Source organism: Caulobacter sp. FV1ye13L (assembly GCF_058681155.1).
Genome location: NZ_CM178732.1, coordinates 1,178,745 through 1,200,249, shown reverse-complemented (window position 1 = coordinate 1,200,249; position 21,505 = coordinate 1,178,745). Strand labels below are relative to the sequence as shown.

Genomic DNA, 21,505 nt, shown 5'->3' with positions numbered 1-21,505 from the left:
CTGCTTCCAAACTTAAGATCTTATTAAGAAATGGAAGATTGGCCTTCGGACTTGAGCCCAAGGGCCGGACGGGATTTAAGGCCTGCATGAACGCCTCGAACCTGATCACCCCGACCCCGAAGCTGCTCTCGGTTCTCGCCGGACAGACCGCCGAACGCCCGCCCGTCTGGTTCATGCGGCAGGCCGGTCGCTATCTGCCGGAGTACCGGGCCGTTCGCGCCACGACGCCGGACTTCATCAGCTTCTGCTTCGATCCTGAAAAGGCCGCCGAGGTGACGCTGCAGCCGATGCGGCGGTTTCCCTATGACGCGGCCATCGTGTTCGCCGATATCCTGCTGATCCCCGGCGCCCTGGGCCAGAAGGTCTGGTTCGAAGCCGGCGAGGGTCCGCGCCTGGGCGAAATGCCGTCCATCGAGTCGATGGCCGAGCTGGCCGCTGATGCGGGCGCCAGGCTGTCGAACATCGGCGAGACCCTGCGTCGCGTCCGCGCCGCGCTGGATCCGGAAAAGGCGCTGATCGGGTTCGCCGGCGCGCCGTGGACCGTGGCGACCTACATGATCGAAGGCGGCTCCAGCGACCGGACGGGCGCGCGGACCTACGCCTATCAGAACCCTGAAAAGCTGGACCAGCTGATCGCCGTGCTGGTCGAGGCGACGATCGACTATCTGGTCATGCAGGTGAACGCCGGGGCCCAGGCCCTGAAGCTGTTCGAAAGCTGGGCCGAGGGACTGTCAGAGCCGCAGTTCGAACGTCTGGTCATCAAGCCTCACGTCGCCATCGTGCAGGGTTTGCGCGATCGGGGCGTGACCGTGCCGGTGATCGGCTTCCCGCGCGGCGCAGGCGCGCTGGTGGAAAACTATGCGTCGGTCGTGCCGGTGCAGGGCGTGGCCCTCGACACCCAGGTCAGCGCGGCGATGGGCCTTCGCATCCAGAAGATCAAGCCGATCCAGGGCGCTCTGGATCCCCTGCTGCTGCGGGCCGGTGGCGACGCGCTGCTGCGTCGAGTGGACCAGATGATCGAGCAGTGGGGGCAGGGCCCCTACATCTTCAATCTGGGCCACGGCATCCTGCCCGATACGCCCATTGCCCATGTCGAGCAGGTCCTGGCCCGGGTGACCGGCAAATGACGGCCCGCAAGAAGATCGCCGTCGTTCTGTTCAATCTGGGCGGACCCGATGGGCCGGACGCCGTGCGGCCGTTCCTGTTCAACCTCTTTCGCGACAAGGCGATCATCGGCGCGCCGGCGATCATCCGCTATCCGATCGCGGCCCTGATCTCGACGACCCGGGAAAAGAGCGCTCAGGCCAATTACGCGATGATGGGCGGCGGCTCGCCCCTGCTGCCCGAAACCCAGAAGCAGGCTGCCGCTCTGGAAGCCTCGCTGGCTGAGGCCATGCCAGAGGCCGAGACCAAGTGTTTCATCGCCATGCGCTACTGGAAGCCTTTGACCGAAGAGACGGCCAAGGCGGTCAAGGCATGGGCCCCGGACGAGATCGTTCTGCTGCCGCTCTATCCGCACTTTTCAACCACGACGACCGGCTCGTCGGTCAAGGCGTGGAACAGGGCTTATCGCGGCCCGGGCAAGGCGCGGACGGTCTGTTGCTATCCCACCGACGACGCGCTGATCGAGGCGCATGCCCGCCTGATCCGCGAGGCCTATGACAAGGCCGGCAGTCCCAAGCCGGCGCGCCTTCTGTTCTCCGCCCATGGGCTGCCCGAGAAGGTCATTCTGGCCGGCGACCCCTACCAGAAACAGATCGAGGCCACGGCCGCCGCCGTCGCGGCCCGGCTCGGCGAGGGCTGGGACTGGAAGGTCAGCTACCAGAGTCGGGTCGGCCCGCTGAAATGGATCGGCCCCTCGACCGACGATGAAATCCGCGCCGCCAGCCAGCAGGGCCTGGCCCTGGTGGTGACGCCTATCGCCTTCGTCTCCGAGCATATCGAGACCCTGGTCGAGCTGGATCACGAATATCGCGAACTGGCGGTCGAGGCCGGCTGCCCGGCCTATATCCGCGTTCCGGCCCTGGGGATTGAGCCCGGCTTCATCGCGGGCCTGGCCCGGGCGGTAGTCGACGCCTTGCCCCGCGAGGGCGTGGCCCCGGCCTGCGCCTGGCGCTGCTCTGGCGACCGCAGCCAGTGTCCCCGCACGAAAGGCGCTGCAGCGTGACGGATTTCCTGGTTCAGAACTTCAACGTCTTTCGCGGCCTGCACATCCTGGCCGTGATCGCGTTCATGGCCGGCATGCTCTACCTGCCGCGGCTCTACGTCTATCACACCAAGGCCACGCCCGGTTCCGAGATGGACGAGACGTTCAAGGTGATGGAGCGTCGGCTGCTGCGCGGTATCATCAATCCGGCGTCGATCCTGACGCTAGTGTTCGGCCTGGCCCTGATTATGGCCGACGGCCAGATTCGCGGCTGGGACTTCCTCCTGCAGCCCTGGATGCTCACCAAGCTGGTGGCCCTGGTGGGCCTTTATGGCTGGCACGGCTTCCTGTCGGCGTCGCGGCGGAAGTTCGAGCGGGGCGAGAACACCCGCTCGGAAAAGTTCTGGCGGATCACCAACGAGATACCGTTTGTGCTGGCGATCATCATCGTCATCTCGGTAACGACCAAGTTTCTGAACCACTAGGCCGGACCTCAGCAGGGCGCGGCGCTTGACCGGCCCCTTCGCATGTGGTTCCCATCCCGTCAGGCCTGATGCGCTGCGTCAGGCCTGAACTCTCTCACGGACTGGCGCCCGTCCTGGCGCGCCCCCTGGAGCCTGGCTCCGAAGGTCCGTTCCCCAATCGATCCGCGTCGTCGTCATGGCGCGCTCGTCCGGTTTCCTGAACCTGGCGTGGAACTGAAATCCTTTCCGGCCGGATCGCTTCTCGCGGTCCGCGTCCCCGTTTGAGTCACAACATGACCGAAGACACCGAGAACGACGTTTCCGTTGAGGAAGCCGTCATCGACACCACCACCCCGGCCGAAGTCCCCGGCGCCGAGTCCGAAGAGGATGGCGGCGACGAAGGCTCCGAGATCAGCGCCGCCGTCGCGGCCCTGGGCCTGAAGACCATGTCCCTGCAGGAGCTGAAGGAGAAATCCCCGGCCGACCTGCTGGCGTTCGCCGAGACCTTCGAGGTCGAGAACGCCAACTCCATGCGCAAGCAGGACATGATGTTCGCGATCCTCAAGACCCTCGCCGAAGAAGGCGTGGAGATCTCGGGCTCGGGCACCATGGAAGTGCTGCAGGACGGCTTCGGCTTCCTGCGCTCGCCGGAAGCCAACTACCTGCCGGGCCCGGACGACATCTATGTGTCGCCCTCGCAGATCCGCAAGTATGGCCTGCGCACCGGCGACACCGTCGACGGCGCCATCCGCTCACCGCGGGAGGGCGAGCGCTACTTCGCCCTGACCGGCGTGGCCAAGATCAATTTCGAGGCCCCCGACAACGTCAAGCACAAGATCCACTTCGACAACCTGACGCCGCTCTATCCCGAAGAGCGCCTGAACATGGAACTGCCCGATCCGACCGTGAAGGATCGCTCGGGCCGGATCATCGATATCGTCGCCCCGCTCGGCAAGGGCCAGCGCTGCCTGATCGTCGCCCCGCCGCGCGTCGGCAAGACGGTGATGCTGCAGAATATCGCCAAGTCGATCGAGACCAACCATCCGGAAATCTACCTGATCGTCCTGCTGATCGACGAGCGTCCGGAAGAAGTCACCGACATGCAACGCACGGTGAAGGGCGAGGTCATCGCCTCCACCTTCGACGAGCCCGCGACCCGCCACGTGCAGGTGGCCGAGATGGTCATCGAAAAGGCCAAGCGCCTGGTCGAGCACAAGCGCGACGTCGTCATCCTGCTGGATTCGGTCACCCGTCTGGGCCGCGCCTACAACACCACGGTCCCGTCGTCGGGCAAGGTGCTGACCGGCGGTGTTGACGCCAACGCCCTGCAGCGTCCCAAGCGCTTCTTCGGCGCGGCGCGCAATGTAGAGGAGGGCGGTTCGCTGACCATCATCGCCACCGCGCTGATCGATACCGGCAGCCGCATGGACGAAGTGATCTTCGAAGAGTTCAAGGGCACCGGTAACTCGGAAATCATCCTGGACCGCAAGGTCGCCGACAAGCGGATCTTCCCGGCCATCGACGTGCTGAAGTCCGGCACCCGCAAGGAAGAGCTGATCACCCCGCGCGACCAGCTGCAGAAGACCTATGTGCTGCGCCGCATCCTCAACCCGATGGGCGCCTCAGACGCCATCGAGTTCCTGCTGGAAAAGATGCGCCAGTCCAAGACCAACGGCGATTTCTTCCAGTCGATGAACACCTGAGTCCAGCTGGACTCACCGCCATACGGAAAAGCCCCGGGGATGACCCGGGGCTTTTTTGTGGGTCTGACCTGGTATTTGGCCCTACGGCAGCAGCAGGGTAGCGCCGGTCGTACGCCGGCCTTCCAGGGCCTCATGGGCGGCGCGCGCCTCGGCGAGCGGGAAGGTCTGGCCGATGTCGATCTTCACCGCGCCCGAAGCCAGTACCGCGAACAGCGCGGCGGCGCTTTCGTCGAGCTCCTCGGTCGTGACGATGTAGTCGAACAATTTCGGCCGGGTCACGAACAGCGACTTGCCCGCCAGCTCCAGCGGCGAGAACGGCGGGACTGGCCCCGAGGCATTGCCGAAGGTCGCCAGCATGCCGCGCCGCGCCAGGCTCTTGAGGCTGGCTGCGAAGGTGTCCTTGCCGACGCCGTCATAGACGACGGCCACGCCCTTGCCGCCGGTGATCTCTGCGACGCGCGCGGCGACGTCCTGGTGGTCGTAGAGGATCACGTGGTCGGCGCCGAGATCGCGGGCGATGGCGGCCTTGGCCTCCGACCCCACCGTGGCGATCACGGTCGCGCCCAGGCTCTTGCACCATTGGACCAGGATAGAGCCTACGCCGCCGGCGGCGGCATGGACCAGGACGACATCGGCGGGTTTCACGTGGAAACATCGGCGGACCAGGAACTCGGCCGTCATGCCCTTGAGCAGGACAGCGGCGGCAACCTCCAGGCTGACGCTGTCGGGAACCTTGACCGCGCGATCGGCCGCAACCACGGCCGCTTCGGCATAGGCGCCGAGCGAACCGTTATAAGTGACGCGGTCACCGACAGCGAAACGCGTGACGCCGTCGCCAAGCGCCTCGACGACGCCTGCCGCCTCCAGCCCCAGCACCACCGGCATCTTCATCGGATACAGGCCTGAGCGGTGATAGGTGTCGATGAAGTTCAGGCCCACCGCATGGTGGCGGACCAGGATCTGGCCCGGCCCCGGCGCGGGCTCGGGCAGGTCGACAGCCTCGAGCACCTCGGGGCCGCCGGTGCGGACAGCTTGGATCGCCAGCATCGGATCAGGCCAGGTTGGTCTGGAAGAAGGTCAGCGACCGGCCATTGGCCCTGGCCGCGTCGGCGGCGTCGTAGTGCGTGCCGCCCTCCCGGGCAAAGGCGTGGTCGCGGCCGGCATAGGTATGGATCTGGATCTGCGGATGATCCTTCAGGGCGGCCAGGATGACCTGCTGCGCCTCCGGCGGTACGAACTGGTCCTTCTCGGCGATGTGCATCAGCAGGGGGCGCGCCAGCTTGTCGGCCTCGCCCACGTGCTTTTCCAGACCCACGCCGTAGTAGGAGACGCAGGCGTCGGCGTCCGTGCGGGTGGCGGTCAGGAAGGCCAGGAGACCGCCCAGGCAATAGCCGACGGCGCCGACCTTGCCCGACACGCCGGGCAGGGCGCGGACCGCGGCGAGGGTGGCGGCGATGTCGGCGACGCCGGTGTCCACGTCGAACGCATTGAACAGTTCAAAGGCCCGCTTCCATTCGGTCTCCGACTGGTCGGTGATGTCGATGCCGGGCTCGATCCGCCAGAACAGGTCGGGACAGATGGCGACAAAACCCTGGGCGGCCAGGCCGTCGCAGATGTCGCGCATGACCTTGTTGACGCCGAAGATCTCCTGGATGACGACCACGGCGGGCGCGCGTTCTGCCTGGGGCCGCGCCACATAGGCGGTGAAGGCGCCGTCAGGCGTGGTGATGGTGAGGGTCTCGCTCATCGGGGCTCTCCGTCGTATCGCGTCGATGTGACTTTCGACCAAAGCGCTCTAACGTGACGCGTCGGGCCTGGCCCATAACAATATCGTGCCCTGACCTGAGGGAACCGCCATGAAGATGACCATCGAGATCGACTGCACCCCCGTGGAAGCCCGCACCTTTCTGGGCCTGCCCGATGTCAGCACGCTCAACGACCACCTGGTGAAAGAGATGCAGACGCGCATGGACGCCAACATGGCCATGCTGGCGCCCGAAGAGCTGATGAAGAACTGGATGGCCTTTGGGGCCGGCGCCCAGGATCAGTTCCGCAAGCTGATGACGGCGGCGGCGGGCGCGGCGGTGGGCAAGCGCGACTGATGACGGATACGATCTTCGCCCTGGCCACAGCGGCCGGGCGCGCGGCTGTGGCCGTGGTGCGCGTGTCGGGTCCCCGCACGCGAAACATCGTGGCGGCGCTGGCGGGCAAGGTTCCGCCGCCGCGCCAGGCCGCGCTTCGTCGACTGAAGCATGAAGGCGTCGAGCTCGACGAGGCTCTGGTCATCGTCTTCCAGGGACCCGCCAGCTACACCGGGGAGGACGCTGCCGAGTTTCACGTGCATGGCGGTCGGGCCGTGGTCGAGGCCGTGCTGGAAGCGCTGGGCGCCCTGGGTCTGCGACTGGCCGAGCCTGGCGAGTTCACCCGTCGCGCTTTCGAGAACGGCAAGCTCGACCTGGCCCAGGCCGAGGGCGTCGCCGACCTGATCGACGCCGAGACCGAGGGTCAGCGGCGGCAAGCCCTGGGCCAGATCGGCGGAGCCCTGAGTCAGCGCTATGACCGTTGGCGCGATCTGCTGGTTCATGCCCTTGCCATGCTTGAGGCGGCCGTCGACTTTCCCGATGAAGACCTGCCAGAAGAGGTCGCGGCGCGCGCCCGGCCAGGGCTGGAGACCCTGAAAGCCGAAATCGGCGCGGCTCTGGCGGATGTCTCCCGTGGCCGCCGTGTCCGCGACGGCTATCGCATCGCCCTGGTGGGTGCGCCCAATGCCGGCAAGAGCACCCTGCTGAACGGCCTGGTCGAGCGTGACGCGGCGATCGTCACGGCTACGCCCGGCACCACGCGCGACATCATCGAGGCCCCGTTGGTGCTGGGCGGGTACCGCGTGCTGCTGGCTGATACGGCTGGCCTCCGCGAGACGGGCGACGTCATCGAGGCAGAGGGGGTCCGCCGTGCGCGGGCTTGGGCGAGCGAGGCGGATCTGAGGATCTGGGTGGTCGACGGTTTCCACGTGAAACAGCCCGACGCGGAGGGGAGCGATCTTCTGACCCCCGGCGACTGGGTTGTGATCAACAAGCTCGACATCGCGGATGGCCATGCCGTTGCGGAAGCCAGGTCATCCTTCGCCGCCCGTGACCTCACCGTCGAGACGCTGAGCGCCCATTCGGCGGAGGCGGTGGATCAACTCAGGGCCAGGCTGACGGCCCACGTGGCGGCCGCGCTGTCAGGATCAGAGTTTCCAGCGGCCACCCGGCTGCGTCATGCAGAGCGTTTGCGCGAGGCGCGGGGCTATCTGGATCGCGCCCTGTCGGATGTGGGCCTGGAGGTAGAACTGGCCGCAGAGGATGTGCGGCTTGCCGCGCGGGCCCTCGCCAAGATCACTGGCAGTATCGACTCAGAGGATGTTCTGGATCGTGTGTTCTCAAGCTTCTGTATCGGCAAGTAGAGTTCCACGTGAAACATGGACAGGTTATCCACAGGCTGACCACAGCTGTGCCATGAGTGTTTCACGTGAAACCTCCGGGACTCACGTCGACCTTTTCGCCTGAAGAGGGTATATGTGACTCCAGCGCCCCCGCCAGACCCGGGGGCGTTCGCATTGAGGCGCGTACCTTTGTCCAACACCTGGGATGTTATTGTCATCGGCGGCGGCCACGCCGGCTGCGAGGCGGCTAGCGCCGCAGCGCGCACGGGGGCTCGCACCCTGCTGCTGACCCACAAGCTTGAGACCATTGGCGAGATGTCCTGCAACCCGGCCATCGGTGGCCTGGGCAAGGGCCACCTGGTCCGCGAGATCGACGCCCTCGATGGCGTCATGGGCCGCATGGCCGACAAGGCCGGCATCCAGTTCCGGATGTTGAACCGCTCCAAGGGCCCCGCCGTGCGTGGCCCGCGCTCGCAGATCGATCGCCGGCTCTATCGCGAGGCCATGCAGGCCGAGCTGAACGCCACGTGCAACCTCGACATCATCGCCGCCGCCGCCGAGGACCTGATGGTCGAGGACGGCAAGGTCGCCGGCGTGATCGACGGGGCAGGGGTCGCCTATCACGCGCCGCGCGTGGTCCTGACCACCGGCACCTTCCTCAAGGGCCTGATCCATCTGGGCGAGACCCGCACCCCGGCCGGCCGGGTCGGCGACGCGCCCTCGATCGGCCTCTCGGATCGACTCTATGGCCTCGACTTCCACATGGGACGTCTGAAGACCGGCACACCCGCCCGTCTGGACGGCGCCACCATTGCCTGGGATCGCCTGGAGATGCAGGCGGCCGACGAAGACCCCGTGCCGTTCTCGTTCCTGACCGACAGGATCACCGTCCCGCAGATCCAGTGCGGCGTCACCTGGACGACCCCCGAGACCCACCAGATCATCGCCGACCGCCTGGGTGAATCCGCTGTCTATGGTGGCCGCGCCACGGGGATCGGCCCGCGCTATTGCCCGTCGATCGAGGACAAGGTCGTCCGCTTCGCCGACAAATCCAGTCACCAGATCTTCCTCGAGCCTGAAGGCCTGGACGACACGACAGTCTATCCGAACGGCATCTCGACCTCGGTCTCCGAAGAGACCCAGCTGATGTTCCTGCGCACGATCCCCGGCCTGGAGCAGGTCGAGGTCAAGCGCTACGGCTATGCCATCGAATATGACTACGTGGATCCGCGCGAGCTGTTCCCGACCCTGGAGACCAAGCGCCTGCCGGGCCTGTATCTGGCCGGGCAGATCAACGGCACCACGGGCTATGAAGAGGCGGGGGCCCAGGGTCTTGTCGCCGGCCTAAACGCTGCGCTGGCGGCCAAGGGCCAGGAACCCGCCGTGTTCGCACGGGACGAGGCCTATATCGGCGTGATGATCGACGACCTCGTCACCCGTGGCGTCACCGAACCCTATCGCATGTTCACCAGCCGGGCCGAATTCCGCCTGACCCTGCGCGCCGACAATGCCGACCAGCGCCTGACCGACCGGGGCATCGCCCTGGGTGTGGTCGGGTCGGCGCGCGCGGAGGCCTGGTCCGACAAGAAGACCAAGCTGGAGACGGCCCGCGCCTTCGCCCGCTCCGTCAGCATGACGCCACCTGAGGCGCTGAGAGCCGGCTTCAAGGTCAAGGAAGACGGCGAGCGTCGGAACATCTTCGCCCTGCTGGCCTACCCCGAGGTGACGCTGGATCGCCTCGCCCAGGTGTGGCCCGAGGTTTCCACGTGGAACATGGCGGTGCGCGAGCAGATCGAGATCGAGGCGGCCTATGCCGGCTATCTCGACCGTCAGCGCGCCGACGCCGAATCCTTCCGCAAGGAGGAGGATCTGCGCCTGCCGGCTGACCTCGACTATCGCGCCGTCGGCAGCCTCTCTAACGAGGTCCGCGAGAAGCTGGCGCGGGTGAAGCCCCTGACCCTGGGCCAGGCCGCCCGTATCGAAGGCGTGACGCCCGGCGCGCTGACGGCGCTGCTGGCCCACGTGCGCCGCCATGCAGCCTGAGCCCGTTTTGACCCCCGACGCCGTGACCGAACCCGTGCTGGACGCGGCCGGCTACCAGGCCCTGACCGGCGTCTCCGACAGCCAACTGGCGGACCTGGCCCGCTATCAGGATCTGCTGGCCGAATGGAACGCGGTGATGAACCTGGTGGGCCCGGCGACCATCGCCACCTACTGGACGCGCCACGTGCTCGACAGCTCCCAGCTGCTGGAGATGGCTCCGGGCGCGAAAATCTGGGCAGACCTCGGCGCCGGCGCCGGTCTGCCCGGTATCGTTCTGGCCATACTTTTGAAAGACACACCGGGCGCCAAGGTTCACCTGGTCGAGAGCATGGCCAAGCGCTGCCGGTTCCTGACCGAGGCCGTCTCGGCCCTCGATCTACCGGCCCAAGTGCACAATGCCCGGGCCGAAGAGCTCAATCTCAAGGTCGAGGTGGTTACCGCCCGCGCCTGCGCGCCGATGACCAAACTTCTGGGTTTTTCCTGGCCCTATCTGCACCGGGGCGCGCTTGGCCTGTTCCTGAAGGGACAGGATGTGGCCAGCGAGCTTTCAGAGGCCGAGACCGCTTGGAATTTCGAGGCCGAGCTGCGACCCAGCCAAAGCGACCCTCGCGGTCGCATCGTTCAAGTAAAGAGGCTTTCCCGTGTCCGCTAAGCCACTCCAGCCGCTCCGCGTCCTCGCCATCGCCAACCAGAAGGGCGGGGTGGGCAAGACGACCACGGCCATCAATCTGGGCACGGCCCTGGCGGCCTGTGGCGAACGCGTTCTGCTGATCGACGCCGATCCGCAGGGCAACTGCTCGACGGGCCTGGGCATTACCCGCCAGCAGCGCCGGACGACCCTGTATGACGTGCTGATGGGCGAGTCGCCGGTGATTGACGCCGCCGTGGCCACCAGCCTGCCGGGCCTGGACGTCGTACCGGCTGACGCCGACCTGTCGGGGGTCGAGCTGGAACTGGGTCAAGTGGCGCGCCGGTCCTACCGCCTGCGCGACGCCCTGGAGCCGCTGCGGGCCAATGGCCCCTATACCTATGTGCTGATCGACTGCCCGCCGTCGCTGAACGTGCTGACCGTCAACGCCATGACCGCGGCCGATGCCGTGTTCGTGCCCCTGCAGTGCGAGTTCTTCGCCCTGGAAGGCCTGACCCAGCTGATCCGCACCATCGAGCGGGTGCGCGGCAGCCTCAATCCGCACCTGGAGATCCAGGGCGTGGTCCTGACCATGTACGACAAGCGCAACAGTCTGTCGGAACAGGTGGCCAGGGATGTCCGCGCCCACTTTGGCGACAAGGTCTATGACGCGGTCATCCCGCGCAATGTGCGGGTCTCGGAGGCGCCGTCGTTCGGCAAGCCCGTCCTGCTCTACGATCTGAAATGCGCGGGCAGCCAGGCCTATCTGAAGCTGGCCCGTGAAGTGATCAGCCGCGAACGCGCCCGTCTGTCCCACGCCGCCTAAACCGAAGTAACAGTCGTCGATACGAGCTTGAAGATGGAGTCCGTCGTGGTGGGAGAGCCGGGTATGGCCGAAGGGCGTAGGGGTTTGGGTCGCGGTCTTTCCGCCCTGCTGGGCGAGGTCGACGCCGCGCCGGCTCAGGCGCCGGGCGAACGGCTGGGCGGGGCCAACGAGGCCCCCATCGAGCTGCTGCGCCGAAATCCAGACCAGCCGCGGCGCACCTTCCGCGAGGATGATCTGGTCGAGCTGTCCAATTCGATCCGCGAGAAGGGCATCCTGCAGCCGATCCTGGTCCGTCCGGCGCCGGGCGCCGAAGGCGAATATCAGATCGTCGCCGGCGAGCGCCGCTGGCGTGCGGCCCAGCGGGCGGGCCTGCGCAGCGTGCCGATCCTGGTTCGCGAACTGGATGACCTGGCCGTCCTCGAGATCGGCATCATCGAAAACGTCCAGCGCTCGGATCTCAATATCCTGGAAGAGGCGTTGTCCTATCGCATGCTGATGGACAAGTTCGACCGCACTCAGGAGAACATCGCCCAGACCATCGGCAAGAGCCGCAGCCATGTCGCCAACACCATGCGACTGCTGGCCCTACCTGACGAAGTGCAGGAACACCTGGTCAGCGGCGAGCTGTCGGCCGGTCATGCCCGCGCCATCGCCGCCGCCGAGGACCCCGCCGCCCTGGCGCGCGAAATCATCGGCAGGGGCCTGTCGGTTCGCGACACTGAAGCCCTGGCCCGCAAGACGCCCGACGCCCGTCCGTCCAAGAACAAGGGTGGCCGCCCGGCCAAGGTCAAGGACACCGACACCCAGGCCCTGGAGTCCGACCTGTCATCAGTGCTGGGCCTCGACGTGGTCATCGATCATCGCGACGGCGCCGGCCAGCTTTCTATCCGCTATGCGACGCTCGAGCAGCTGGACGACCTCTGCAACCGGCTCACGCGCGGAGTCTGACCGACCGCACGCAATGTAGTTTCGAAGGGTGTGAACTCACACTTTTCAACAGCCTCTGTCGCGCACAGAACGGCGCCTTTCCGTACTCGGGGAGGCGCCGTTTTCGTGAGACGAGGCCGGATTTGATGATAATCCGCGTAAAGCCCTGTTCGACAAGGCTTTCCCGAAAGTCGTCCACAGGCGAGCAAACGCCCTGATTTCGGGGTTTTCGGCCTAAAGACCCAGTCGGCGCGCGCGACCTGCGATCATCAGGGCCAGGCGCTCGGAAATCAGCTGGTCGGGCGAGCCGGAGGTCTTGCACGCCCGGTCGGCGTTGAGGATTTCGCCCTGGATGTCGAGCAGCAGCTCCAGGGTCCAGGCGCGGGCCTGACGCAGGAACTCGCGCTCCTGTTTCCAGAACACGCCGGAGGCCTTGGCGGCCGCCGTCAGGTCGATGCCGTTCTTGTGCAGGGTCAGGGTGCGGCGCAGGCGGCCCAGGTGATAGCCCATGGCCCGCACCGCAGCCGGTCCGCCTTCACCTTCCGCCGCCGCACGACGCAGGCCGGCCTGGGCGGCGGCGAGCCGGCCGCCAAAGGCGTCGATGGCGGCGTCGCCCAGCGAGGCCTCTGGCTCGACGCCCAGGAAGTCGGTCAGGTCGGCCGCCGTGGCGTTGACGCCGCTGCCAGGGCCCAGGAACAGGATCAGGCGCTCGATCTCCATCCGCGCCACGCCGCGTTCCTTGGGCAGTCGTGAAACAAACAGGTCGAGGGCTTCGCTGTTGAGGCTGACCTTGTCCTTGGCCAGCGTCTCGCGGGCCAGGCGGGCCATGTCGCCGGCTTCATCCTCGTAGCAAGGGATGACGGCGCAGCCGCTGGCCTTCTCGCCGACCTTGCGCAGGGTCGAGTCGCGGCCCAGGGCCCCGGCCTCGACGATGAACAGGGCTTCTGGATTGAGCTGGCCGTCGACATGGCGCGTCAACGCCTCGGCCGTGGCCTTGTCGGGTCCGGCCTTTTCGCCGGTCAGCCGCAGGCGCACCAGGCGCCGGCCACCCATCATCGACAGGGCGGAAAGCTCTTCTTCCAGCTTGCCGGGGTGGGACTCGACGTCGCTTTCGGTCAGCTGGGCGGTGTCGAAGGGATCATCGGGCCGCGCGAACAGGCGCTTGGCCAGCTGGTCGGCGCGATCGCGCACGACGCCGCGATCCTTGCCATAGATCACGACGGCGCGGATCTCCGGGGCCGGATCCTTCAGGAAGCGTTCGACGTCCGGCCGCTTGGACAGGATCATGGCGTCAGGCCTTCAGCAGCAGCGTCAGGTCTTGGCCTTGCGGCCGCCGGCCATCCAGGCGGCGAGATCCAGCTGGATGTTGCGGGCCACCTCGACGGCGGCGCGTTCCTGGCCGTCGTTCTGGGCGGCGATGGCGGCATAGGGCTGGTCGGCCGAGTCGTAGGTCACGGCGGCCTCGCTGCGGCCTTTGCGGACCTCGGCGCCGGTCTTGCCGTCCAGCAGGCGCCAGTTGACCACCATCCGCAGCTCGTAGCGGTTGGCGACATTGTCGACGCGCACGCCGCGCGCATAGCGCTGCTCGTTGATCGCCAGGGTCAGGCGATAGGCCGAGGGCGCATCGCCACTATGGACAAAGGCGTCATCCAGTTGCTCGCGCAGCAGGAAGCCGGCGCGGCCATCGGGGGCGACCGTCTCGATCGAGGCCAGGCCCGGCGTGACGCCAGGCGTCGCGTAGAGCGGCGTGAACCCGCAGGCCGAGAGGCCGAGGGTGGAGACGGCGAGCGCGCCAACCAGGAAAATGCGTTTCATCGGTCAGTTGGCCACGATGTTGACGATACGGTCCTTGACCACGATCACCTTGCGGACCGTGACCCCCTCAAGGTGGGCCAGAACGGCCGGATCGGCCAGCGCGATCTTTTCGACTTCGGCTTCCGAAAGACCAGCCTTGACCTTGATCTCGCCGCGACGCTTGCCGTTGATCTGGATCGGCAGCACGCGTTCGTCGTCGGCGGCCAGGGCCGGGTCGGCCTTGGGCCAGGGCGCGTCGACCACCAGACCTTCGCCGCCCAGGCTGGCCCAGGCTTCCTCGGCCAGGTGAGGCGTGAACGGGGCGACCAGGCGCGCCAGGATGTGCAGGGCCTCCTTCCGGGCCGCCAGCACAGATTGTGAGGCTCCCTCTGCCGGAGCGGCCTTCAGGGCGTTCAGGAACTCGTACAGGCGCGCCACACCGCTGTTGAAGCGGAAGCCGTCGATGCTGTCGGTGACGAAGCCGATCAGCTTGTGAGCCGACTTGCGCAGGGCCACGGCGGCCTCGTCGCCGGCGTCATGGGCGAAATCGCCGGCCGGCTGGCTGTCGAACTCGTTCCACAGGCGGTGGGTGAAGCGCCAGGAGCCTTCGACGCCGGAATTGGTCCACTGCACGTCGCGCTCAGGCGGGCTGTCGCTCATCACGAACAGGCGCGCGGCGTCGACGCCGTAAGCCTCGAAGATGTCTTCGGGCGCGACGACGTTCTTCTTCGACTTCGACATCTTTTCGATGTCGCCGATGGAGATCGGCTCGCCCGTCACGGCGTGCTTGGCGGTGCGGCTGTTACCTTCCGCCGTGATGACGACGTCGGAGGGCTCAACCCACTCGCCGGCGACGTTCTTGTAGGCCTCGTGGGTGACCATGCCCTGCGTGAACAGGCCCGCGAACGGCTCTTCGACCGACAGCAGGCCCTCGTCCTTCAGGGCGCGGGTGATGAAGCGGGCGTACAGCAGGTGCAGGATCGCATGCTCGACGCCGCCGATATACTGGTCGACCGGCATCCAGTGATCGGCCGAGGCCTTGTCGATGCACTCGGCCGCGTCGGGATTGGCGAAGCGCGCGAAGTACCACGAGCTGTCCATGAAGGTGTCCAGCGTGTCGGTCTCGCGCTGGGCCGCGGCCCCGCACGACGGACAGGTCGTGTGCTTCCAGGTCGGGTGACGCACCAGCGGATTGCCCGGCTTGTCGGCCTCGAAAGTGACGTCGTCGGGCAGCACCACCGGCAGCTGGTCTTCCGGCACCGGCACGGGACCGCAGGCCTCGCAGTGGATGATCGGGATCGGGCAGCCCCAGTAGCGCTGGCGGCTGACGCCCCAGTCGCGCAGGCGATAGACCGTCGCGCCCTGGCCCTGGTCCTGGGCCTCGATGCGGGCGACCACCTCGGACTTGGCGGACTCGATGTCCATCCCGTCCAGGAAGTCCGACTTGTAGATCGAACCGGGGCCGACATAGGCCTCCTTGCCGACTGTGAAGGTCGCCGGATCCTCGCCGGGCGGCAGAACCACCGGCAAAACCGGCAGGTCGTACTTGCGGGCGAAGTCCAGGTCGCGCTGGTCGTGGGCCGGGCAGGCGAAGATCGCGCCGGTGCCGTAGTCCATCAGGATGAAGTTGGCGATCCAGACGGGCAGGGTGATGGTCGGGTCCAGCGGGTGGACGACGCGCAGGCCGGTGTCGCGGCCCAGCTTCTCGGCGCCCTCGATATCGGCCTCCGAGGTGCCGCCCTTGCGGCACTCGGCGATGAAGGCCTGCAGCTCGGGATTGCCGGCCGCCAGTTGCTCGGCCAGCGGATGCTCGGGGGCGATCCCCACGAAGCTGGCGCCGAACAGGGTGTCGGGACGGGTGGTGTAGACCTCCAGCCCGGCGTCATGGCCCTCAGGAGCCTCGCCTGCGAACTTGAAGGTGAAGCGCAGGCCCTTGGACCGGCCGATCCAGTTCTCCTGCATGATGCGGACCTTTTCAGGCCAGCGATCCAGGGTTTTCAGGCCGTCGATCAGGGCGTCGGCATAGTCGGTGATGCGCAGGAACCACTGGGTCAGCTTGCGCTTTTCGACCGGCGCGCCCGAGCGCCAGCCCTTGCCGTCGATGACCTGCTCATTGGCCAGGACGGTCATGTCGACCGGATCCCAGTTGACCGAGGCTTCCTTGCGATAGACCAGGCCGCGCTTCAGCAGCTTCAGGAACCAGGCCTGCTGCTTGCCGTAATATTCGGGGTCACAGGTGGCGAACTCACGCGACCAGTCGATCGACAGGCCCAGGGCCTTCAGCTGCTCGCGCATGGCGGCGATGTTGTCGTAGGTCCAGCCCTTGGGGTGGACGCCGCGCTCCATGGCGGCGTTCTCGGCCGGCATGCCAAAGGCGTCCCAGCCCATCGGGTGCAGCACCGAGAAGCCCTGGGCGCGCTTGTAGCGGGCCACGACGTCGCCCATGGCGTAGTTGCGCACATGGCCCATGTGGATGCGCCCGGATGGATACGGGAACATCTCGAGCACATAGTATTTCGGCCGCCCATCCGAGATGTCCGCCGTCTTGAAGACGTCGGCTTTGGCCCAGGCGCTGCGCCATTTGGGCTCGGTGTCTTTGGGATTGTAGCGGGCCATGGAAACCAGATGTCTAGATTAGGCGGAAGGGCGCCCCAAAAGGCGCGTCCGCGAGACATATATGCGGTTTCGCGGCCGGAGCGCGCTGAAAGTGCGGCGGTCGGGGTCTTCGCCGCGAACGACGAAGACCCGCCGGGGCTTAGCCCTTGATGTTCGAAAGCCGAAGCTGACGCGCGCGGGTCAGGATCGCGTTCTCAATGTCGGTCGCCGTCTGGTCGGCGGTGGGCGTATCGGTCCAGCCTCCGGCCGCGTCCTTGGACTGCTTGAACACGTTGACGTTCAGGCCGTCGGCGCGCAGGCGGGTGTCGAGGATGTAGACGGTCGCCTTAAAGCGCTCGTCAGGCTTTTCCGGGTTCACGTACCAGTCGGTGACGATCACGCCGCCGTAAGGGTCGGCCGAGGCCAGGGGCATGAACGCCAGGGTGTCGAGCGTGGCCCGCCACAGATAGCCGTTAACGCCGATCGAGCCTTCGCTGGCCGGGGCCTTGCCGCCGCCGCCCATGCCCTTGAAGGGATTGAAGCCGCCGCCGTCATCCGAGACGGTGGAGAAAACCTTGGGACCCTTGGTGCTGCCGCAGGCGGATACGCCCAAAACCGACAGCGCCAGTACGCCAGCGGCGACGCCGCGCAAAACCGACCCACGCTCAAACGCCATAGTACCTCGCTCCAATATCTCGCCGGCGCGATCGCGCACTGTGGCGCGCCCCCGCAGCCGGAGGCCGGTCTATAGCATGGCCGCGCTGCCTCAAAACAGGAATCGCGTGACCGGTCCGCCACAGGCGCCGTCTGAATCGCGACTACAGCGGTATCATGCGACCAAACGCCGGTTGACCACGTTCTACCCAAGCCTTTAATCGATAATAAGGGCGCGACCTCCTACATGGGAGGACGTGGGGTTTGGGACAGGTAACGAGTAGCGATGACCGCGATGCGTTTTTTTACGGCAAGCGCCGCCGCGCTGATCCTCACGGGATCGGCGACGATCGCTCACGCTCAGATCAAGACGCGCTCCGCCACGCCTGATTTTACGGTCAAAAGCGACTTCACCAGCAATCCCAAGGGCGTGTTCAGCCCCCGGGACTCCAAGAAGACCCTGCAGTGGGACGCCAAGAAGGGCAAATGGGGCCTCAAGCTTGGCCTCGACCAGCCCGTCGGTCGTGAGATGGAGCTGAAGGACGTCGAAGCCGGTGCCTATTTCAAGCTTACGCCGTCCATTCGCGTCGGCGGCGCCGTCGCTTTGGGCGACAACAACCCGGCCTTGGCCGCCCGCAAGGCCGAGCCGGTCGAGCCCGCGCCCCGCGTTCGCCTGGAAACCGCGTTCAAGTTTTAGGACAAGAACGCTTCCACGGCCCCCAGGCCGACGATCCCCGTATTTTTCAAGCTTTCCACGGTTGCCGCCCGGATTCCGCCCAGGGCGTAAACCGACGTGTCCGTCGCTGAGACCAGAGCGCTCAGGCCCTCGACACCCAGCGGCGTTCCCGCTGACGGGCTGTTGCTCTCAAAGACCGGCGACACGACCAGGGCGTCGGCTCCTAGAGCGCTGGCGGCCATGACGGCCTCGCGGTCGTGAGCCGCGATCGTGATCAACCAGTCCGGCTGCCTTGCGCGCAGAAGCGACGCGGTCTCTCTGGTTCTTTGCGGGAGATGCAGGCCATCGGCGCCAATGGACCGGGCCAGAGCCTCGTCCGCGCCGGCCAGCAGAACCAGGCCGCAGCGGTCGGCTATGGCGCGCAGGCGCAGTCCCTGGGCCACAGCGTCCGCCGCGCCGAAGGCCCTAAACACCACCCCCGCGCCGCGCGGCAGGCGTTCGGCGACGGCTTCGGGGTCTGGAGCCCGCGCCGGGTCCGTGAAGAAAAGCAGGCTGGGCAGGACGATTCCGCGCGCCGTCCTTGGCGCGAAGGTCATGGCCGTCCTAGACAGGGCTTCCAGCTCATCCATCGGTTTCAAGCGATCTCCTGCATGCCCGACGCCCCCCAAGACAGCGCATTGGCCTCTATTCGCACCCGTATCGCCGCCGCCGAGATCGCGGCCGGCCGCGCGCCGGGCTCGGTCACGCTGGTGGCGGTGTCCAAGACCCAGCCCTGGGACCATATCGCCCCGGTTCTGGCCGCTGACCAGCGGGTGTTCGGGGAAAATCGCGTCCAGGAGGCGATGGAGCGCTGGACGCCGCATCGCGACGGGGTCGAGTTGCATCTGATCGGGCCGCTGCAGACCAACAAGGTGCGCGATGCGGTGGGCTTCTTCGACGTGATCGAGACGGTGGATCGCGAGAAGCTGGCCAGGGCCCTGGCTGACGAGATCAAACGGCAGGGCAAGGCGATCCGCCTCTATGTCCAGGTCAACATCGGGGAAGAGCCGCAGAAGGCCGGCGTGGCGCCCGCCGAGGCCGATGATTTTATCGCCCTGTGCCGCGAACTGGGCCTGACCCTCGAGGGGCTGATGTGCATCCCGCCCGCAGAAGACGATCCGGCTCCGCATTTCGCGGCCCTGCGGCAGATCGCCGGGCGAAACGGCGTCGAAAGGCTGTCGATGGGCATGAGCGACGACTTCGAGATCGCCATCGCCCAGGGCGCGACCTCGGTGCGGGTGGGATCGGCGATCTTTGGGACACGGGGGGCTGCGGACCTTGCAATTCCCGCTTCCGCAGGCAGGAATTGACGCCCATCCGTCGACGTTGTTGCAGCAAGGTTTCGCGATGAACGCTTTTGCCCAGGGGACTGTCCACCAAGCCGGTGAAGACCTCCAGGCAGCGGTGCAATCGGATCCGACCGTTCTTGGACTTTGGGAAAGCCTGACGCCGCTTGGGCGAAATGAATTTATTTGCTGGGTCGATGACGCCAAGCAGTCCGCAACCCGCCAGCGCCGCATCCAGCGAACCCGCGAGGAACTGTTGGAGGGCAAGAAACGGCCCTGTTGCTGGGCGGGTTGTATCCATCGCACCGACAAGGCGCCGAGCCGTTGGCAGCAGGCCGTCCTGATCGATGGGAAGGCCAAGAGCGGTTTGTAGGCCGGGTCTAGGGCGCGATCTCGATCGCGTCGCCGGGCTTGGCCATCGCCAGCAAGGCCTCAAGATCCCCGCGCTCCAGGGCCACGCAGCCTTCGGTGCCCGAATAGTCCTCCCGCGCCAGGTGCAGGAAGATCGCCGAGCCCATCCCTGGGACAGGCGGATCGTCATTGTGAGCCAGGATCCCGACCAGGTCATAGACAGGGTCGTCTCGCCACAGCCGCTCGGCGCTGGCGGGGTAGGGCAGCTTGACCGGGCGATTATAGGCCGGGTCGCCCGGCGCGTCGCACCAGCCGTCGTCAGGGGCCATCGCCTCGACGGGCAGGGCGGTGGTTGGACCGTTCGGATAGACATCGGGGCGATAGAGCACGCGCCGGATGATCCAGACGCCCACGGGGCTCCTGTTATCGCCCTCGCGCTTGTCGGCGGCGGCGATGACGCCGGCCTTGCCCAGGGCGCATCGGACGGTGCGTCCGTTGACGTCAATCTGGCCGTCGGGGCGGGCCCTGAAGATCATTGTCGGCTTCTCCGCTCCCAAGGGTTGTCGCCAGGGGCCGCACCGGTGCATGTTCCGGCCCATGGCGCAACGCAAGACCCTTCTGCTGATCGACGACGATGACGACCTGCGCGGCGCGCTGGCCGAACAGCTCGCCCTGCACGAAGAGTTCGCGGTGGCCGAGGCGGCCACGGCCGGCGAGGGCGTGCGCATGGCGCGCGAGATCAAGCCGGATCTCGTCCTGCTGGACGTTGATTTGCCCGACATGGACGGCCGCGAGGCCTGCCGGCTGATGCGCAAGAACGGGGTGATGGCCCCGGTGATCATGCTGACAGCGGCCGCCAGCGACAGCGACACCATTCTGGGCCTGGAATCGGGCGCCAACGACTATGTGACCAAGCCCTTCCGCTTTGGCGTGCTGCTGGCCCGCATCCGCGCTCAGCTGCGCAGCTACGAGGCCTCGGAAGACGCCCTGTTCCGCATCGGTCCCTACGAGTTCCGCCCGTCAGCGAAGCTTCTGGTCGACGAAAAGCAGAAAAAGGTGCGGTTGACCGAGAAGGAAACCAACATCCTGAAATACCTCTACCGCGCCGGCTCCAAGCCGGTGTCGCGCGAGGAGCTGCTGACCGAGGTCTGGGGCTACAACGCCGGGGTCACCACCCACACTCTGGAAACCCACGTCTATCGCCTGCGCCAGAAGATCGAGCCCGATCCGGCCATGGCCAAGATCCTGATCACCGAAATGGGCGGGTATCGGCTGCAGCCGTAAAAAAACCCCGGCGCAGCGATGCGGCCGGGGTTTCTCAAATCTATCGGATCGAAAACGCCTTAGGCGTTGCCGATCACCACGCTCTCGGCCTGGGCCTTGCGGGCGGCATAGACGCCGCCGAAGTCGATCGGGTCGATCAGGAAGGGCGGGAAGCCGCCTTCGCTGGTGATGTCGGCGATCACCCGGCGGGCGAACGGGAACAGGAAGCGCGGGCACTCGATCAGCAGCACTTCTTCCAGGGCCGCTTCCGCCACGCCGGCGATGTGGAACAGGCCGCCATAGACGACTTCCACATGGAACACCGGCTGGTCGTCGCGGGTGGCGCGGGCCGAAAGCTTCAGGTCCACCTCGAAAAGGCCGTCGGTGCGACCGCGGGCGTTCATTTCAACGCCCATGTCGATGGCCGGCTGAGCCGTGCCCGAACGGAGGCTGTCAGGCGCCAGCGGGCTCTCGAACGAGAAGTCGCGGATGAACTGGGCCATGATGCGGATGCCCGATTGAGCGGCCGCGTTATCGTCCTGGGCGCCCTCGGGGGCGGCGGTCGTGTCGGTCATTAGGAATAAATCCGTACTCGGCCGCTAGAAAGGCCGCTAGGAGAGAGCGGCGCTGCTAACACGCGGAGGGCCCTGGTGCAACGCCAGGCGCCTGACGGGAGAGCTCGCCTC

At 66.6% G+C, this 21,505-nt stretch carries 23 protein-coding genes; 14 read left to right on the top strand and 9 right to left on the bottom strand.

Features of this window, described 5'->3' with window-relative positions; translation table 11 throughout:
- Positions 1-86 precede the first annotated feature (86 nt).
- The 4 genes from hemE to rho all read left to right on the top strand — a co-directional run bounded on the left by hemE (position 87) and on the right by rho (position 4,313).
- The gene (gene hemE / locus ACW176_RS05555) at positions 87-1,127 is read left to right on the top strand and encodes a uroporphyrinogen decarboxylase (protein WP_492111195.1); all 1,041 of its coding nucleotides are present in this window, start codon (positions 87-89) and stop codon (positions 1,125-1,127) included.
- Complete coding sequence (hemH, locus tag ACW176_RS05550; protein ID WP_492111194.1) at positions 1,124-2,167, top strand: ferrochelatase; 1,044 nt, start codon at positions 1,124-1,126, stop codon at positions 2,165-2,167. Before hemE ends, hemH begins: the two co-directional genes overlap by 4 nt.
- The gene (locus ACW176_RS05545; RefSeq protein WP_492056044.1) at positions 2,137-2,631 is read left to right on the top strand and encodes a CopD family protein; all 495 of its coding nucleotides are present in this window, start codon (positions 2,137-2,139) and stop codon (positions 2,629-2,631) included. Before hemH ends, ACW176_RS05545 begins: the two co-directional genes overlap by 31 nt.
- Before the next feature lie 272 nt (positions 2,632-2,903).
- Positions 2,904-4,313: a transcription termination factor Rho gene (rho, locus tag ACW176_RS05540; RefSeq protein ID WP_419319330.1), complete on the top strand. Its 1,410-nt coding sequence runs from the start codon at positions 2,904-2,906 to the stop codon at positions 4,311-4,313.
- Between the two features lie 81 nt (positions 4,314-4,394).
- Here the strand turns inward: rho and ACW176_RS05535 are convergent, their stop codons facing one another.
- Positions 4,395-5,360 (bottom strand): quinone oxidoreductase family protein, encoded by a 966-nt coding sequence (locus tag ACW176_RS05535; protein ID WP_492111193.1) that lies wholly within the window; start codon positions 5,358-5,360, stop codon positions 4,395-4,397.
- Positions 5,361-5,364: 4 nt separating this feature from the next.
- On the bottom strand, positions 5,365-6,060 hold the full coding sequence (locus ACW176_RS05530) for a dienelactone hydrolase family protein (RefSeq protein ID WP_492111192.1): 696 nt from the start codon (positions 6,058-6,060) through the stop codon (positions 5,365-5,367).
- 109 nt (positions 6,061-6,169) lie between these two features.
- Between ACW176_RS05530 and ACW176_RS05525 the strand changes: the two genes are divergently transcribed.
- From ACW176_RS05525 to ACW176_RS05500, 6 genes are all read left to right on the top strand, one after another.
- Entirely contained in the window at positions 6,170-6,415 is a 246-nt protein-coding gene (locus ACW176_RS05525; protein ID WP_419319327.1) for a DUF6489 family protein, read from the top strand.
- Entirely contained in the window at positions 6,415-7,758 is a 1,344-nt protein-coding gene (gene mnmE, locus ACW176_RS05520; protein ID WP_492111191.1) for a tRNA uridine-5-carboxymethylaminomethyl(34) synthesis GTPase MnmE, read from the top strand. Before ACW176_RS05525 ends, mnmE begins: the two co-directional genes overlap by 1 nt.
- 168 nt (positions 7,759-7,926) lie before the next feature.
- Positions 7,927-9,780, top strand: coding sequence for a tRNA uridine-5-carboxymethylaminomethyl(34) synthesis enzyme MnmG (gene mnmG / locus ACW176_RS05515; protein ID WP_492111190.1), 1,854 nt, complete (start codon positions 7,927-7,929; stop codon positions 9,778-9,780).
- Positions 9,770-10,432, top strand: a complete 663-nt coding sequence (gene rsmG, locus ACW176_RS05510) for a 16S rRNA (guanine(527)-N(7))-methyltransferase RsmG (protein WP_492111189.1) — start codon at positions 9,770-9,772, stop codon at positions 10,430-10,432. Before mnmG ends, rsmG begins: the two co-directional genes overlap by 11 nt.
- Positions 10,422-11,234 carry a ParA family protein gene (locus ACW176_RS05505; protein WP_492111188.1) on the top strand — a complete coding sequence of 271 codons (813 nt, stop codon included), beginning with the start codon at positions 10,422-10,424 and terminating at the stop codon, positions 11,232-11,234. The genes rsmG and ACW176_RS05505 overlap by 11 nt, the downstream gene beginning before the upstream one ends.
- Positions 11,235-11,267: 33 nt before the next feature.
- Positions 11,268-12,182, top strand: a complete 915-nt coding sequence (locus ACW176_RS05500; protein ID WP_492111879.1) for a ParB/RepB/Spo0J family partition protein — start codon at positions 11,268-11,270, stop codon at positions 12,180-12,182.
- A 213-nt stretch (positions 12,183-12,395) separates the two neighbouring features.
- Here the strand turns inward: ACW176_RS05500 and holA are convergent, their stop codons facing one another.
- The 4 genes from holA to ACW176_RS05480 form a co-directional block, all read right to left on the bottom strand.
- Positions 12,396-13,448 (bottom strand): DNA polymerase III subunit delta, encoded by a 1,053-nt coding sequence (gene holA / locus ACW176_RS05495; RefSeq protein WP_492111187.1) that lies wholly within the window; start codon positions 13,446-13,448, stop codon positions 12,396-12,398.
- A 24-nt stretch (positions 13,449-13,472) separates the two neighbouring features.
- Positions 13,473-13,976, bottom strand: coding sequence for an LPS assembly lipoprotein LptE (lptE, locus tag ACW176_RS05490; RefSeq protein WP_492111186.1), 504 nt, complete (start codon positions 13,974-13,976; stop codon positions 13,473-13,475).
- A gap of 3 nt (positions 13,977-13,979) precedes the next feature.
- A complete protein-coding gene (gene leuS, locus ACW176_RS05485) occupies positions 13,980-16,571 on the bottom strand; it encodes a leucine--tRNA ligase (protein ID WP_492111185.1) in 2,592 nt (863 codons plus the stop codon).
- Positions 16,572-16,710: 139 nt separating this feature from the next.
- On the bottom strand, positions 16,711-17,241 hold the full coding sequence (locus tag ACW176_RS05480) for a DUF3576 domain-containing protein (RefSeq protein WP_492111878.1): 531 nt from the start codon (positions 17,239-17,241) through the stop codon (positions 16,711-16,713).
- A gap of 258 nt (positions 17,242-17,499) precedes the next feature.
- Here ACW176_RS05480 and ACW176_RS05475 point away from each other — a divergent pair, with 258 nt between their 5' ends.
- Entirely contained in the window at positions 17,500-17,901 is a 402-nt protein-coding gene (locus ACW176_RS05475; RefSeq protein ID WP_492111184.1) for an NtrZ family periplasmic regulatory protein, read from the top strand.
- Here ACW176_RS05475 and ACW176_RS05470 read toward each other — a convergent pair.
- Positions 17,898-18,509, bottom strand: a complete 612-nt coding sequence (locus ACW176_RS05470; RefSeq protein ID WP_492111877.1) for a thiamine phosphate synthase — start codon at positions 18,507-18,509, stop codon at positions 17,898-17,900. The two genes, ACW176_RS05475 and ACW176_RS05470, sit on opposite strands and share 4 nt — an antisense overlap.
- A 21-nt stretch (positions 18,510-18,530) precedes the next feature.
- Here ACW176_RS05470 and ACW176_RS05465 point away from each other — a divergent pair, with 21 nt between their 5' ends.
- Both ACW176_RS05465 and ACW176_RS05460 read left to right on the top strand, forming a co-directional pair.
- A complete protein-coding gene (locus ACW176_RS05465; protein WP_492111183.1) occupies positions 18,531-19,229 on the top strand; it encodes a YggS family pyridoxal phosphate-dependent enzyme in 699 nt (232 codons plus the stop codon).
- On the top strand, positions 19,198-19,578 hold the full coding sequence (locus ACW176_RS05460) for a YdeI/OmpD-associated family protein (RefSeq protein WP_492111182.1): 381 nt from the start codon (positions 19,198-19,200) through the stop codon (positions 19,576-19,578). Before ACW176_RS05465 ends, ACW176_RS05460 begins: the two co-directional genes overlap by 32 nt.
- Positions 19,579-19,585: 7 nt before the next feature.
- Here ACW176_RS05460 and ACW176_RS05455 read toward each other — a convergent pair whose 3' ends face one another.
- Positions 19,586-20,092 carry a L,D-transpeptidase family protein gene (locus ACW176_RS05455; protein ID WP_492111181.1) on the bottom strand — a complete coding sequence of 169 codons (507 nt, stop codon included), beginning with the start codon at positions 20,090-20,092 and terminating at the stop codon, positions 19,586-19,588.
- A gap of 61 nt (positions 20,093-20,153) precedes the next feature.
- On the opposite strand from ACW176_RS05455, the gene ACW176_RS05450 reads away from it, so the two are divergent.
- A complete protein-coding gene (locus ACW176_RS05450; RefSeq protein WP_035048857.1) occupies positions 20,154-20,840 on the top strand; it encodes a response regulator transcription factor in 687 nt (228 codons plus the stop codon).
- Positions 20,841-20,899: 59 nt separating this feature from the next.
- Here the strand turns inward: ACW176_RS05450 and secB are convergent, their stop codons facing one another.
- On the bottom strand, positions 20,900-21,394 hold the full coding sequence (gene secB, locus ACW176_RS05445; RefSeq protein WP_419319316.1) for a protein-export chaperone SecB: 495 nt from the start codon (positions 21,392-21,394) through the stop codon (positions 20,900-20,902).
- Between the last annotated feature and the right edge of the window lie 111 nt (positions 21,395-21,505).